This window comes from Prosthecobacter sp., from assembly GCF_044236155.1.
GTDB lineage: Bacteria > Verrucomicrobiota > Verrucomicrobiia > Verrucomicrobiales > Verrucomicrobiaceae > Prosthecobacter.
In genome coordinates this window covers 13,208-27,825 of record NZ_JBIIHA010000006.1, presented here as the reverse complement: position 1 = coordinate 27,825, position 14,618 = coordinate 13,208, and the positions used below count along the sequence as shown (strand labels likewise).

General features: G+C 61.3%; 7 protein-coding genes. All 7 read left to right on the top strand.

What is annotated here, in order from left to right; genetic code table 11:
* Positions 1-4: 4 nt before the first annotated feature.
* Positions 5-3,781: a DUF1592 domain-containing protein gene (locus ACILSE_RS07080; RefSeq protein ID WP_395716670.1), complete on the top strand. Its 3,777-nt coding sequence runs from the start codon at positions 5-7 to the stop codon at positions 3,779-3,781.
* A gap of 43 nt (positions 3,782-3,824) precedes the next feature.
* The gene (locus ACILSE_RS07075; RefSeq protein WP_395716669.1) at positions 3,825-6,014 is read left to right on the top strand and encodes a DUF1549 domain-containing protein; all 2,190 of its coding nucleotides are present in this window, start codon (positions 3,825-3,827) and stop codon (positions 6,012-6,014) included.
* 7 nt (positions 6,015-6,021) lie between these two features.
* Positions 6,022-8,190, top strand: coding sequence for a serine protease (locus tag ACILSE_RS07070; RefSeq protein ID WP_395716668.1), 2,169 nt, complete (start codon positions 6,022-6,024; stop codon positions 8,188-8,190).
* Positions 8,190-10,460: a c-type cytochrome domain-containing protein gene (locus tag ACILSE_RS07065; protein WP_395716667.1), complete on the top strand. Its 2,271-nt coding sequence runs from the start codon at positions 8,190-8,192 to the stop codon at positions 10,458-10,460. The genes ACILSE_RS07070 and ACILSE_RS07065 overlap by 1 nt, the downstream gene beginning before the upstream one ends.
* Before the next feature lie 48 nt (positions 10,461-10,508).
* Entirely contained in the window at positions 10,509-11,933 is a 1,425-nt protein-coding gene (locus ACILSE_RS07060) for a DUF1501 domain-containing protein (protein WP_395716666.1), read from the top strand.
* 133 nt (positions 11,934-12,066) lie between these two features.
* The gene (locus ACILSE_RS07055; RefSeq protein WP_395716665.1) at positions 12,067-13,131 is read left to right on the top strand and encodes a galactose oxidase; all 1,065 of its coding nucleotides are present in this window, start codon (positions 12,067-12,069) and stop codon (positions 13,129-13,131) included.
* A 42-nt stretch (positions 13,132-13,173) separates the two neighbouring features.
* On the top strand, positions 13,174-14,607 hold the full coding sequence (locus ACILSE_RS07050) for a DUF1501 domain-containing protein (RefSeq protein WP_395716664.1): 1,434 nt from the start codon (positions 13,174-13,176) through the stop codon (positions 14,605-14,607).
* Positions 14,608-14,618 lie beyond the last annotated feature (11 nt).

The following is a 14,618-nucleotide window of genomic DNA, read 5'->3' as shown; positions in this document are numbered from 1 at the left end:
CCCCATGAAGAAGCCATCCGCAATCCGCGCCATTAAAACCACTGCCTTTTGTCTTGTGTTTTCGTCCGCAAACGCTGCCGACACTCGCGCCATCCTTCAAACCTACTGCCTGAACTGCCACTCGACCGAAAAGCAGAAGGGCGACCTCGATCTCGAAGCCTCGGACATTCAAAAAGAACCGCACGTCTGGGAAAATGTGCTCGACCAGATGCAGCTCGGCGAGATGCCGCCAAAGAAGGAAAAGCAGCTCTCCGCAGCGGAGAAAAAACAACTCACCGACTGGGTTCGCGGCACGCTGGATCAGATCGCTCTCGCGAATGCCGGCGATCCCGGTCCCGTCGTGCTGCGGCGGCTGTCGAACATGGAATACACCTACACGCTGCGCGATTTGACCGGCGTGGAGTCGCTCGATCCCGCGCGTGAGTTCCCGGTCGATGGCGCGGCTGGCGAAGGTTTTACCAATGCAGGCGCGGCACTGGTGATGTCGCCCGCGTTGCTCACGAAGTATCTCGATGCAGCGAAGGAAGTGGCCGCACATGCGGTCTTCACGCCACATGGCATGAGGTGGTCAGCGAGCACTTCCTCGCAGGACTGGACCGATGAGGTCCTCGCGCGGATTCGAGGCATCTACGCCAAGCACACGACTTCCGGCGAGGCATCGCAAACCGTCGCGCAAGGCATCAAGCTCGACACCGGCACGGGCGGCGGCCGTTTGCCGCTCGCGAAGTATCTCGATGCACTTCAAGGCCGAGGCAATGCAGACGACTTGAGCCCGAAATACCTGCAAATCCTCCGCGAGGCACTCACGAGCACAAAGCCGTCCGTGTTGCTCGATCCGCTGCGGGCCAAGTTCCGCGAGAAAAAGCTCACCGCGGCCGACATCGAGCCCTGGCAGCAGGTTCTGTGGCGGTTCGCCAACGTGGGCCACATCGGTAAGGAAAACGGCCCGAAGGCCTGGCAGGAACCAGTCACGCCGCTCGTGCCAAAACACGAGATGCGCGTCAAACTGGCCTCCACGAGCGATGTGACGCTTTATTTGACCACCACCGACGCGGGCGATGGCAGCAACGGCGATGAAGTGATCTGGGAGAATCCACGTCTCGTCGCTCCCGGCAGGCCCGATCTGCCCATCAGCAACCTGCCCACGCTCGTGAAGCATCTCGAAGCTCAACGCACGAAGATCATCGCCAACACCGAGCAGTGTCTCAATGCCATCGCCACTGGCAAGGACGATGCTGATCCCACTTTGATGGCCGCGTGGCGCGAATACCTCGGCTTTGGCACCACGAAGCTCGAACCGCTGCTCACGAAGAAGCTGGAGAGCACACCCGATTACAACTTCATCAAAGGCTGGCAGGGCGAGCAGGCGCTGAGTGTCCTCGCCAACTCGTCCGATGCCACCGTGCGCACGCCCGGCGTGATGAAGGCGCACAGCATCGCCACTCATCCCTCGCCCACTCGGGCATCAGTCATCGCTTGGAAGGCTGAAAAAGCCGCCACGCTGCGCATTCAAGGCGATGTCGCCGACGCCCATCCCGAGTGCGGCAATGGCGTCACCTGGCAGCTCGAGGTGCGCCGTGGTCACAGCAGCGAGGTGCTGGCGAAAGGCGAAACGAAGGGCGCGCAGGTTTTGAAGATGGGTCCTTTTGAAAACGTGCGCGTCGAGGCCGGGCAAGTCGTCGCCCTCGTCATAGGTCCGCGCGATGGAAATCACGCCTGTGATCTCACCGCCGTGAATGTGACGCTCAGCGACGCCCAAAAGACCTGGGACCTCGCCAAAGATGTGTCTCCAAACATCCTCGCAGGCAATCCCAACGGCCTATGGCATTTCCTCAGCCAGCCCGCGAGCCTCGACGCCGCGCCCGATCTTCCCGCCGTCATCTCAGAATGGCGGAAGAAACCCTCTCGCGAACTGGCAGTGAAGGTGCGGCAGTTTTTGGAGAAGGATTTTCCGCTCACTTCACCGCTTCTTCGCCCATTCCTGTCAATCGGGTCAGCCACGTCAATCCCGTCAAACCTAACGGCCAAATCCCCTTCCATCCTCGAAGTCCAAATCCCCGCCGCTCTCGCCAGCGGAACTGAGTTCGTCGTTACTGGCAAACTGACCTCCAAAACTTCCGGCAGCGTGCAGATGCAGGTGCTCACGGAGAAGCCCGAAGCCTCCAAAAGCCTCGTGGCCGGGAAATCGGAGTCCGCCGTCAAAAGCGGCCAGTGGAGTGACAACAACCTCGTCACGCAGCACAGTGCTCCCATCATCGTGAATGACGGCAGCGAGGCCCGCGGACGCTTTGAGGCAGCATTTGAAGAGTTTCGCGCTCTTTTTCCCATCGCGCTGTGCTACACCCGCATCGTGCCGGTGGACGAGGTGGTCACGCTGACGCTGTTTTATCGCGAGGACGAAGCTTTGCGGCGTTTGATGCTCTCCGAAGCCGAAACTGCGGAGTTGGACCGCGCATGGGACGAACTGCGCTTCGTCAGCGAATGGCCGCTGAAGCAGGTGGATGTCTTTGAGCAGCTTTTCCAGTTCGCCACGCAAGACGCCAAGCCCAGCGCCTTCGAGCCGATGCGCGAGCCCATCCTGCAAGCCGCCGCCAAGTTCAAAGAGCTGCAAAAAGCCGCCATTGAGCCGCAAAAGGCCGCAGTGCTGGCTTTCGCCGAAAAAGCCTGGCGACGACCGCTCTCAGAAAAAGAGATCAAGGGCCTGAAAGCCTTCGATCCGCGCCTCATGCTCGTTCGCGTGCTGACTTCGCCCGCGTTTTTGTATCGCGGAGAGAAAGCACTGGCGAAAACAGGGCCGGTGAGCCCCAACGAACTCGCCACGCGGTTAAGTTACTTTCTGTGGTCTTCAGCGCCGGATCAGGAACTGCGAACCGCTGACCTGACTGACCTAGGTGACCTTGTTGAGCAGGCACGACGCATGTTGAAGAGTGATAAAGTGCGACGTCTCGCCACGGAGTTTGGCTGTCAATACCTACATGTCCGCGATGTCGCCACGCTGGATGAAAAGAGTGAACGTCACTTCCCCACCTTCCTCGATCTCCGCGATGACATGCAGGAGGAAGTCACCCGCTTCTTCATCGATCTCATTCAGAACAATCGCAGCGTCCTGAACCTACTCGATGCCGACCACACCTTCGTGAACGCGGATCTGGCCAAATACTACGGCTTCGAAACCAAAGGCGGTTGGCAACGCATCGCTGGATTGCACGAAAAAGGCCGCGGCGGAATCCTCGGTTTCGCTGCCACGCTTGCCAAGCAAGCCGGTGCCTCGCGCAACAGCGCCATCCTTCGTGGCACCTGGCTCACGGAAGTCATACTGGGCGAGAAACTGCCCATTCCACCCAAAGGCGTGCCCGTTTTGCCGGAAGAAGCCCCCGCCAACCTTACCGAGCGCCAACTCATCGAACGACACAGCCGCGATGAGAACTGCATGGGCTGCCACAAGCGCATCGATCCTTACGGCTTCGCTCTCGAAGGCTTCGACGCCATCGGCCGTGCCCGCCAAGCCGACACAAAGACCGTTTTGCCCGATGGAACCGCCGTGGACGGCCTCGCGAGCCTTCGTGACTACCTGCTCACCAAGCGGCGCGATGATTTCACGCGTCAGTTTTGCCGCAAACTCCTCGGCTATGCTCTCGGACGAAGCGTTCAGCTCTCCGACAAACCGTTGATCGAGCAGATGATGAAGAGTGATCTGCGCTTTAGCACGCTGGTAGAGCACATCGTGCGCAGTCGGCAGTTTCGCGAGGTGCGCGGGCGTGATGCAGTCGCGAACCATTGATTCCCCTGCCAAAAACCACGCTCTCGCGGCGTAGGTTTGCATCATGCTTCGGAAAGCCCTTCTCTTTATCTGCATCGCCACGGCCGGTCTCGCCGCGGAGCCTTTGAGCTTCGTGCGGGACATCCAGCCCATTTTGACGAAGGCCGGCTGCAATGCGGGAGCTTGCCATGCGAAGGCGATCACCGGTCAGCGCGGCTTTCGCCTCAGCGTGCTCGGTTTCGAGCCGGAGGAGGACTACGAGGCCATCGTGAAGCAGGGCAAGGGCCGCCGCGTCTTCCCGCCGGCACCGGAGGAAAGCCTGCTCATCACCAAAGGCGCCGCCATCGTGCCGCACACGGGTGGGAAGCACCTGGAGCCCGGCTCCGAGTTCTACCAGACGCTCGTGCGCTGGATCGCCGAGGGCATGCCCTACACGCAGCCGAACGAGTCGGTGCTCAACACGATCGCCGTGGAGCCAGCACGCATCTCGTTGAAGCCAAAAACGGCGCAGCAGCTCAAAGTCACCGCCCGCTACTCCGACGGCAGCAGCCGCGATGTGACGAAGCTCGCGCTCTTTGAAGCCAATGACACCGCCATGGCCACCGCGACCGATAGCGGCCTCGTCAACACGCTCGATCTGCCGGGCAATGTCGCCGTCATGGTGCGCTTCGGCGGCAAGGTCAGCGTGTGCAGCGTGCTCATCCCGCTCGGCGCACCGGTTGATTCGCTGCCGCCGGTGAAAAACTTCATCGACCAGCACATCTTCGCGAACTTAAAGCAGATCGGCATCCCGCCCTCGCCCATCTGCGACGACAGCACCTTCCTCCGCCGCGTCTCGCTCGACATCGGTGGCCGACTTCCCTCCATGGAGGAAACGAAGGCCTTCATCGCCGACAAATCGCCCGACAAACGCGACCGCGCCATCGAGGCGCTGCTGAACTCACCCGACTACGCCGACTACTTCGCGAACAAATGGACCGCGCTGCTCAAAAACCAGCGCACCGAGGCCGCCGACATCACCGCGAACTTCGCCTTCCACGCGTGGATGCGTGACAACCTGCTCGCGAACACGCCCTACGATCAACTCGTGCGCCAGATCCTCGCCAGCACCGGAACCATCGTTTCGAATCCGCCCGTGGCCTGGTATAAACGCGTCAAAGAACCGACCACACAGGTCGAGGACGTGGCGCAGCTCTTCCTCGGCGTGCGCATGCAGTGTGCGCAGTGCCATCATCATCCCTTCGAGCGCTGGACGCAGGCCGAGTACTATCACATGGCCGCTTTCTTCAGCCAGATCGGCCGCAAACCCACCGCCATCGCCGGTGAGGACCTCATCTTCCACAAGCGCGGCACCGCGCAGACCGAGCATCGCAAAACCCGTGTCATGCTGAAGCCCGCTGGCCTCGGCGAGCCACCGCTCGACATCGCGCCCGACGACGATCCGCGCCTCGCGCTCGCCGATTGGATGGCGCAGAAGAAGAATCCCTTCTTCGCCAAAGCGCTCGTGAACCGCTACTGGAAGCACTTTTTCAAACGCGGCCTCATCGAACCCGAAGACGACCTCCGCGATACCAACCCGCCGACGAACCCCGAGCTCATCGAAGCCCTCGCGAAGCACTTCACCGACAGCAACTTCGACCTCAAATCCCTCGTCCGCGTCATCGCGCAGAGCCACACCTACCAGCTCAGCGCCATGCCGAATGAGCACAACGCCATCGACCGCCAGGCCTTCTCCCACTTTTACCCGAAGCGCATGACCGCCGAGGTCCTGCTCGACAGCATCGACATGGTCACCGCGTCAAAGACCGACTTCGCCGACCTCCCTGCTGGCACCCGCGCCATTTCGCTGCCCGACAACAGCTACACCCGCGCCTCCCCCTTCCTCAAAGTCTTCGGCCGCCCCGACAACACCAGCGTCTGCGAATGCGAACGCGTCTCCTCCGCCAGCCTCGCGCAGAGCCTTCACTTGATGAACGCCCCGGACGTCAAAGCCAAGCTCACCGCCGCCGGAGGCCGCGCCGAGCAACTCACCAAAGCCGAGATGCCCGAGCCCAAACGCATCCGCGAACTCTACCTCGCCGCCTTCTCCCGCGAACCCACCGCCGACGAAGTCCAAATCGCCGAAACCCATCTCGCCAAACCCCGCATCGACGCCACCGGCAAGCCCCTCGACTCCCAACGCTCCAAGCGTAACGGCTACGAGGATCTGCTCTGGGCTCTGCTGAACACGAAGGAGTTTTTGTTTAACCACTAAGATGACCATGCTCTCGAAAACAACCATCACCATTGCCGCAAGCATCCTTTTTGCCGTCTCCGTGCTTGCCCAGCAGGTCACGCTGCCGCTGCCACGTTTGCTCACCATCATGCCCATGGGCGGTCAGGCGGGGCAAAGTGTCGAAGTCACCATCACGGGTGAAAATATCGAGGATGTGACCGAGTTGACCTTCTCCTCGCCAAAAATCACGGCGAAGCCGGTCGCGGGTGCCACGAACAAATTCACGGTGAGCATCGCGGCGGATGCGCCGGTGGGTGTTTACGATGCGCGGGTCATGTCGCGGCTCGGTGTGTCGTCGGTGCGCGCGTTTTCCGTCAACAAGCTGCCGGAAGTGGTGCGCACGAAGGCGAACAACACGCTCGAAACGGCGCTGCCTCTCGCGGTGGGCTCGATCTGCAACGCGACGATGACAAAGCGCGCGGTGGATTTTTATTCGTTCCAGGGCGTGAAGGATCAGGCGGTGGCGATTGATTGCGCGGCGGTTGGGATCGACTCGCGGCTCACACCGGTGCTCATCCTTGCGGATGGCAAGGGTGCAGACCTCAAAGTAAACCGCACGGGCGGCATGATCGACTTCACACCGCCTGCGGATGGCACATACATCATCAAGGTGAGCGACCTGACCTACCAGGGCGGCGAGCGGCATTTTTATCGACTCGCTTTGCAAAAAGGCCCCGCACAGCCACAGCCGCAGACGCAAACGGTGAGCGCCATGTCGTGGCCGCCTGAGGGACTCGCCGCCGTTGCTCCGGCCAAGGAAAGCGAGCCGCCAAACAAGATCACGCTTCCCTGCGACATCGCGGGAGCGTTTTTCCCGGCGGCGGATGTCGATACGTATGAGTTCACCGCGAAGAAGGGCGAGACGTGGTGGGTGGAGGTCGCGAGTGAGCGCCTTGGGCTCAACACGGATCCGTTCGTGCTCGTGCAGCAGGTGAAGGACGGCAAGTTCACCGATGTGGCGGAGCTGTATGACATCGCGCCGCCGATGAAGGTGACGAGCAACGGCTACAGCTACGACGGCCCGCCTTACGATGCCGGTTCGCCGGATGTGCTCGGCAAATTCGAGGTCAAAGAGGACGGCACGTATCGTCTGCAGGTGCGCGATCTCTTCGGCGGCACGCGCAGCGATCCGCACAACGTGTATCGTCTCCTCGTGCGTCAGGCGGCGCCGGACTTCTCGCTCGCTGCCTGGGCGGTGCACATGACGCTGCGCAATGGCGACCGTGCCTCGCTTTCGAAGCCGATGTCACTGCGCCAAGGTGACTCGCGTGCGTTTGAAGTCGTCGTGCAGCGTCGCGACGGCTTCGATGGCGAGATCGAGATCGCGATGGAAGGCCTGCCGCAGGGCGTCAGCGCCGCTGGTTTGAAAATCGGCAAGGGCAAGACCTATGGGCACCTCATTCTCACGGCGGATGAAAAAGCGCCGCGTGGCTTCTCGCTGGCGAAAATCACCGGCAAGGCCGTCATCGGTGGCAAGGAGGTCGTGCGCCCGGTGCGGCTCGCGAGCATGGAATGGCCGGTGAAGGACGCGAAGGGCGAAATCCCCGCGCCGCGACTCATGGCGGACATTCCCGTCTCCGTGACGGATTCCGAGCAGGCACCGCTTTCGATCACGCTGGCTGAAAACAAAGTCTTCGAGGCCAAAGCGGGCGAGACGCTGAAAATCCCGCTCAAGCTCGCCTGGCGCAACGAATTCAACGGCACGTCCATCAAAGTGAAAGCCTACGGCGAAGGCTTCAGCGCCCTCAAGGAGTTCGACATCCCGCTGAAGGCCGCCACGCATGAGTTGGTGCTGAATCTGGCCGAATTGAAGATCGCGCCGGGCGATTACACCTTCGCCCTGCAAAGCCTCGGCATCTGCAAATACCGCTACAATCCCGCCGCCGTGCCGCTGGCTGAGGCCGAGCAAAAGAAAGCCGAAGCTGCTCTCGCCGCTGCGGCTGCTGAGGCAAAAAAAATCGCCGCCACCGATGCGGAGGCTGCCAAGAAAGCCGCCGAGAAGCAAAAAGCCGCCGAAGCCGCGATGACGGCTGCATCTTCTCGTATGAAGTCCGTCACCACCGCCGCGAATCCGACGGACACGGTCGAAATTCTCATCTCCCAGCCGATTCGCGTGAGTGTAAAGGCTGCCGCCGTCACCACCGCCAGCAAGTGATGAAGACTTCTCTGTTACTCTTCGCGCTGTCGGTTACGTCGGCTTTTGCCGAAGAACTCGAGTTCTACCGTGATGTTTACCCTTTTCTGAAGGGGAACTGCATCTCCTGCCACAACAAGACGACCACCAAGGCCGATCTGAACATGGAGACGCCGGAACTCATGATCAAAGGCGGCGAGTCGGGGCCGTCGTTGATTCCAGGCAAAAGCGCGGAGAGCCTCGTCGTGCAGGCTTCCCTGCATGCGAATGACATGGAGATGCCGCCGGCGAACAACAAGTCCGGCGCGGTGAACCTCACGCCGGAGCAGATCGAGACGCTGAAGCAATGGATCGACCAAGGGGCGAAAAGCACGAAGCCGCAGGAGCGCACGGTCGTGTTGCAGGCGTTCGCGGCAAGCGTTGATCCCATCTACTGCCTGGCAATCTCGAAGGATGGCCGCTATGCCGCGTGCGGACGTTCAAACCGCATCTTTGTGTATGATCTCGCCACACGGCAGCTTGTTGCGCAGGTGGGAGATGCTGCGGAAAAGAATGGTGCGGCGCATCGGGCGCTGGTGCAATCGCTGGCATTCAGCCCGGATGGCACCAGGCTTGCCAGCGGCAGTTTTCGCGAGGTAAAGCTGTGGAAGCTCGATCTGACAAAACCTACGTCGAGCAGCGTGAAATCGGTCTCGGCACCTGCGAGCGCCGATTTGATCAAGAAACTGGCCACCGCAGGCAAAGTGGTCGTTCTGAGCAGCGCGATGTCGGCGGATGGCAAACAAGTCGTCACCGGTTGTGACGACGGTTCCGTGCGCGTCTGGGATGTGGCGACGGCGAAGCCGGTCATCGAGTTGCGCGGCAGTGTCGCGAACTCTCAAAAGATGGCCCAGCTCGACTGGACGATCGCCGCGCAGACGATGGAGCAGGCGTTTCAAAAAAGCGAAATCGCCCGCATCGAGGCACAGGATAAGGCGCTCGAAGTGCTGCTCGGCAAAGCCAAGGATGCGATCACGACCATGGCCAAGGTGCTGCCCGAAAAACAGAAGGCCGTGCCGCCGACCACCGAAGCCAAAACAGCCGCGCAGAAGGCCGTCGATGAACTGGCCGCGAAACTCGCCGGAAAGAAAGACGCGGCCCTTGAGAAGGAACTCAAAGCCGCGCAGGACAAGCTCATCACGGCGAAAATGACCGAGGTCTCGGCGCTCGCCGCAGTCTCCGCCGCGGAGAGCAACGTGAAGGATGCCGAGGACGACTTGAAGCGCATCACCGCCTCGAAAGCCGCCAACGCCAAGGCCGTCGCCGCTGCCAACACGGCCATCACCGCCGCAAAAACCGCGCAGGACAAAGCAGCCGCCGAATTGGCGGCATTGAAGCAGTCTCAGACCAAAACCACCTCCAAACCTGTCGCCGTGTCGTTCTCCACGGATGCGCAGCGTGTGGCCGCAATGTTTGAGGATGGAGTTCTGCGGGTGTGGGCCACCGCCACCGGCACGCCAATCGAGGAAACCGGCTCGAATGCCTCGGCGAACACCACGATCACCGCATCGCCTGACGGCACTTTCGTCGCCACGAAGGCCATCACCCAAATTGTCGGCACGCTGCCGCGCTGGACCTTGGAGCGTAAAATTGACGAGAAGGGCTTGTTTGCTGATCGCGTGAATGCCGTGCGCTTCAGCCCCGATGGCAAAACGCTCGCAACAGGTGGCGGCGAGCTCTCACGCAGCGGCGACATCATCTTCATCGATGCCGCGACCGGCAAGATCACGCAGACATGGAAAGAAAAACACACCGACTCGGTGCTGTGCCTCGATTTCTCGCCCGATGGCAAAACACTGGCTTCCGGCGCCTCGGACAAGATCGTGCGCGTCACCGAGATCGCCACGGGGAAGCAGCTCAACATTCTGGAAGGCCACACGCATCACGTCACAGCCGTGGCGTTCCGCAGCGATGGCCGCGTGCTCGCCACCGCAGGTGCCGAGGGCACCGTGGTGACCTGGGACATGCTCATCGGTGAGCGGAAGCGGAAAATCGAAGGTTGGACGAAGGAAGTCACCTCGCTGCAATTCATTGGCGCGACCAATCAGATCATCACCTCGGCGGGCGACAATCGTGTCCGCATCGTGAACGACGAGGGCACCGAGGTGCGCAACATCGCCGATCTGCCCGATTACATGCAAGCCGCCGTCAGCACGCCGAACGGCACCACGCTAGTTGCCGGTGGCGAGGACAGCCTGCTGCGTGTTTGGGATGGTGCGGGCAAGCAACTTGCCGCGTTTGGCGCGAAGTGACCGATCTCAGGGATAAAGCGATTCATTTCACCCCGTAGGTTTCAGCGAATGTCCTCCATCATCCAGCCCCCGTCTCTCGTGCGTTGCGCAGGTCCGCTGACGCGCCGCAGTTTCATGCAGTTCGGCCTTTCCGGCATGGCCACGCTGAGCTGGCCAGGATTGCTCAAGTTGCGCGCGGCGAACGCGGCCCTGCCGAAGAGCGAGCGCAAATCCATCATCATGGTCTGGCTACCGGGTGGACAGTCGCACATCGACACCTACGATCCGAAGCCGGATGCCAGCAGCGAGTATCGCGGCCCCTTCAAGACTATCAGCACCAAGGTGCCGGGCACGATATTCACCGAACTGTTGCCAATGAACGCGAAGATCGCGGACAAGTTCACCATCGTGCGCTCGATGAACCAGTCGGCGGGTGGGCATCCGGCGGGCACGATGCAGATGTTCTCCGGTGACAAAGACACGCGTGACAAGCCAAAGCCACGTCTGCCAGACTGGATGTCCGTGGCGCATTACCTGCGTGCCAAGGAAGGCGGGCGAGCAAATCCGCTGCCGAACTACATCGGCGTGCCTGCTGCGTCGCCGGAATACTCCAGCCCTGCCTATCTCGGCGATGCGTATGCACCTTTCGCCGTCAGTGATGATCCGAATCGTCCAAACTTCCAGGTGCCCAACATCGGACTCGATGACGAAGCTGAAACACGCCGCCTGAGCGACCGTCTCGCGTTGCGCCGTAGCCTCGACAAAATGGAGCGTGCGTTTGACCGCGAAGGCGAGCTCGGTGCCTTGGATGAGTTTGAAGCCCAGGCCGCCACCTTGCTCACTAATCCAAAGACACGCGACGCCTTTGATCTCAGCAAAGAAGATGCAGCCACGCGCGACCGCTACGGCCGCAATCGCTGGGGGCAGCAACTCCTCCTCGCTCGTCGTCTCGTCGAAGCAGGCGTGGAAATCGTCACCAGCAGTCTCAGCGGGCCGCTTTGTGGCCGCGTGAACAACTGGGACGACCATGCGGTGAACCAGCATCAGTTCGAGGCCCTGCGCTTCCGCATGCCGACCTACGACCGCTGCGTCTCCGCGCTCATCGAGGACATCTACGCGCGTGGGCTCGACAAGAAGGTGCTCGTCGTCGTCACGGGCGAATTTGGCCGCACGCCGAAAATCAGCTTCGACCGCAGCACCGGCGCGGGCGATGCCAGCGGCCCCACCGGCACGCTGCAACCCGGTCGCGACCACTGGCCGCGTGCCTTCACCAACGTATGGGCCGGCGGTGGCATCCAGACCGGCGGTGTCATCGGTGCGAGCGACAAACGCGGCGAAGATGTCGTCGAGCGCCCCTGCAACGCCGCGGACTTCCTCGCGACGATTTACCACCACCTCGGCATCGACTACCAAAAAGTCACCCTCAACGACCTCAACGGCCGCCCGGTGCACATCGTGGAGAATGGGCGGGCGATCCCGGAGCTGATTGCATAGATTCCGGGCGAGGACTAGGTGGATGAAAACATCTGCATTCTTGATGCAGACAGAGTTGAAGCCTGACATGTCTTTCGGTGCATCATTCGTGGACTTCAACTAAAGCGGCACGAGCTGTTCTGTATTCGCAACGATGAATCCCTGGTTCAAATCACGCCGAGACACGGACTTGACTCTGGAGCTCAGGCTTTGGTTCAAGTTGCTGTCCGCGTTTGCGATAGAGCTCGGGCTGCCACTTTTTTTCACGCTGAGCGGCGCAGCCGCTGCTGAGGCCGATTGGAAATTGGAAGGCACCGCGGCATGGCAGGCTCGCGATTCGCAGGCGGAGTGGGTGTTCAAAGACAAGCTTTGGATCGGCGGCGGATGGTTTCAGTCGTTTGAGGAGCCGCCGCGGGATGTTTGGGCCTCCAGCGATGGCAGATCGTGGTCGCTGATCGAAAAGAGCGCGCCGTGGCTGCACAGCGATCTGCCGATGAATGTCACCTTTGCCGACAAAATGTGGATCATGGGCGGCTGGCACAAAGGACGGCTTCCGGGGCACTCGGCGAGCCATCAGGTGTGGTCCTCGGGTGATGGCGTGAATTGGGAGCAGGTCACCGCGAGTGCTGGATGGTCACCACGGCTCGCAGCGGGCCTCGTGGAGCATCGTGGACGCATGTGGGTGCTTGGCGGCACGGAGAACTATTACTTCGGCGATGAAGCGAGCCTCAAAAACGATGTGTGGTCGTCCGCGGACGGTAAAACGTGGAAACAGGAGACCGCGCAGGCCGCGTGGTCGCCGCGTGCTTATCATCAGGCGGTCGTTTTGAACGACAAAATGTATGTTCTCGGCGGCGGGAACTACACACCGGCCTACCACGCGAAGAATGACGTGTGGTCATCGAGCGATGGCGTGAACTGGACCTGCGAGACCGAGTCCGCACCGTGGGAGCCGCGTTTGTGGTTCAGCGCGGTGGTGTATCGCGGGCGCATGTGGGTGCTCGGCGGCTGGTCCAAAGAGAAAGACAACTTTGGCGACGTGTGGCACAGCGCCGATGGCAAGAACTGGCAGCGTCTTGAGACGAAGACGTGCTGGAAGGCGCGGCATGAGCATTCGGTGTTTGTTTTCCAAGATAGACTGTGGGTCGCGGGTGGGCACGCACGACCACTGTCAAGCGAGGTGTGGTCGCTGAGTCTGCCGAAGGATTGGACGCCGTGAGGCAGAAAGGGCTTCCAAGCTGGGTTCGTATGTTCCGCTCGCATGCTTACCATCAACGGCACCTCCCGCACCAACTGCTCCGGCGTCTCGCGTCGTGAGCTTTTGCAGATTGGCGGCGCAGGATTGTTTGGGATGACGCTGCCGGGCGTGCTGGCGGCGCAAGAGGCGCAGCAGGCTTTTGCGGGTGGGAAGGCGAAGTCGGTGATCTTTTTGTTCCTGTTCGGCGGCCCGAGTCAGCTTGAGACCTTCGACATGAAGCCGGATGCGAAGCGCGAGGTGCGCGGGCCGTTCAAGCCCATCAAGAGCCGCACGCCGGACCTGCTCATCAGCGAGCATCTCGGCCGGCTGGCGAAGATCTCGGACCAGTTCGCGGTGATCCGCTCGATGACGCACAGCTACAACGATCACAGCGGCGCGGGGCATTATTTGCAAACGGGACATCGCTGGCATCTGCCGGTCGGTGGCGGTTTTTCAGCCACGCCGAAGGATTCGCCGTCGATGGGTTCTGTGGTGGAGTATTTGAGCCAAAAACTGCCTGGCGGCATGGAGCGCGACCTCGCTTCGTATGCGGTGCTGCCAAACCGCCTCGGCCGGTTGCAGGATCGCGGCCAATACATCCGCCCCGGCGAATATGCGGGCTGGCTGGGCCAGGCCTACAACCCGATGACGACGGTCATCGACAAGCAAGATGTGAAGGACAATCCCTACTGGCGTGCCTGCGCGGATGGCGAGCTAAGTTTCGAGATCGAAGGCCTGCGGCCCGTGGTGCCGGTGGGGCGAATTCAGGAGCGCGTGGGCCTGCTGGATCAATTTGAGGCCGTGCGAACACGTCTCGACATCGGTGACGCGGATGCGATGGACCTGCACCGCAAGCGCGCGATGGCCCTGATCGCCTCTGATAAGACGAGCAGTGCGCTGAATATCCGCGCCGAGAGTGAAACGATGCGCGATCGCTACGGGCGGCATCTTTTCGGCCAGAGCTGCCTCATGGCGCGGCGGCTGGTCGAGGCGGGCACGCGTTTTGTGACGGTGCATTACGACTGCGTGGACGGTTACGGCTGGGATTCGCATCGCAACAGCGACGATGTGCGCGATCACCTGCTGCCAAGCTTTGATCAAGGCTGCGCCGCGCTGCTCACCGACCTGCACGAGCGCGGCTTGCTCGATGAAACGCTCGTCGTCGCCATCGGCGAGATGGGCCGCACACCAACGCCGAACGCCACCTGGGGCCGCGGACACTGGAGCACCTGCTTTCCCGCGCTCATCGCTGGCGCAGGCGTGCGCGGCGGCACCGTGTACGGCAAATCGGACAAAGAAGCCGCCTATCCCGACGAAAAGCCCGTCTCGCCCGAAGACCTCGCCAAGACGATCTACTGGGCGCTGGGTATTAATCCCGATCTGATGCTCATGAACCGCGAAAACCGGCCGATTCCCATCGTGGATGGTGGAAAGCCAGTGTTGGACTTGTTTGGGTAGGATAGGCTTCT

Bases quoted from the DNA above. Each gene is read 5' to 3' on its own strand.
- ACILSE_RS07080 (WP_395716670.1), top strand. From the start codon at position 5: ATGAAGAAGCCATCCGCAATCCGCGCCATTAAAACCACTGCCTTTTGT.
- ACILSE_RS07075 (WP_395716669.1), top strand. From the start codon at position 3,825: ATGCTTCGGAAAGCCCTTCTCTTTATCTGCATCGCCACGGCCGGTCTC.
- ACILSE_RS07070 (WP_395716668.1), top strand. From the start codon at position 6,022: ATGCTCTCGAAAACAACCATCACCATTGCCGCAAGCATCCTTTTTGCC.
- ACILSE_RS07065 (WP_395716667.1), top strand. From the start codon at position 8,190: ATGAAGACTTCTCTGTTACTCTTCGCGCTGTCGGTTACGTCGGCTTTT.
- ACILSE_RS07060 (WP_395716666.1), top strand. From the start codon at position 10,509: ATGTCCTCCATCATCCAGCCCCCGTCTCTCGTGCGTTGCGCAGGTCCG.
- ACILSE_RS07055 (WP_395716665.1), top strand. From the start codon at position 12,067: ATGAATCCCTGGTTCAAATCACGCCGAGACACGGACTTGACTCTGGAG.
- ACILSE_RS07050 (WP_395716664.1), top strand. From the start codon at position 13,174: ATGCTTACCATCAACGGCACCTCCCGCACCAACTGCTCCGGCGTCTCG.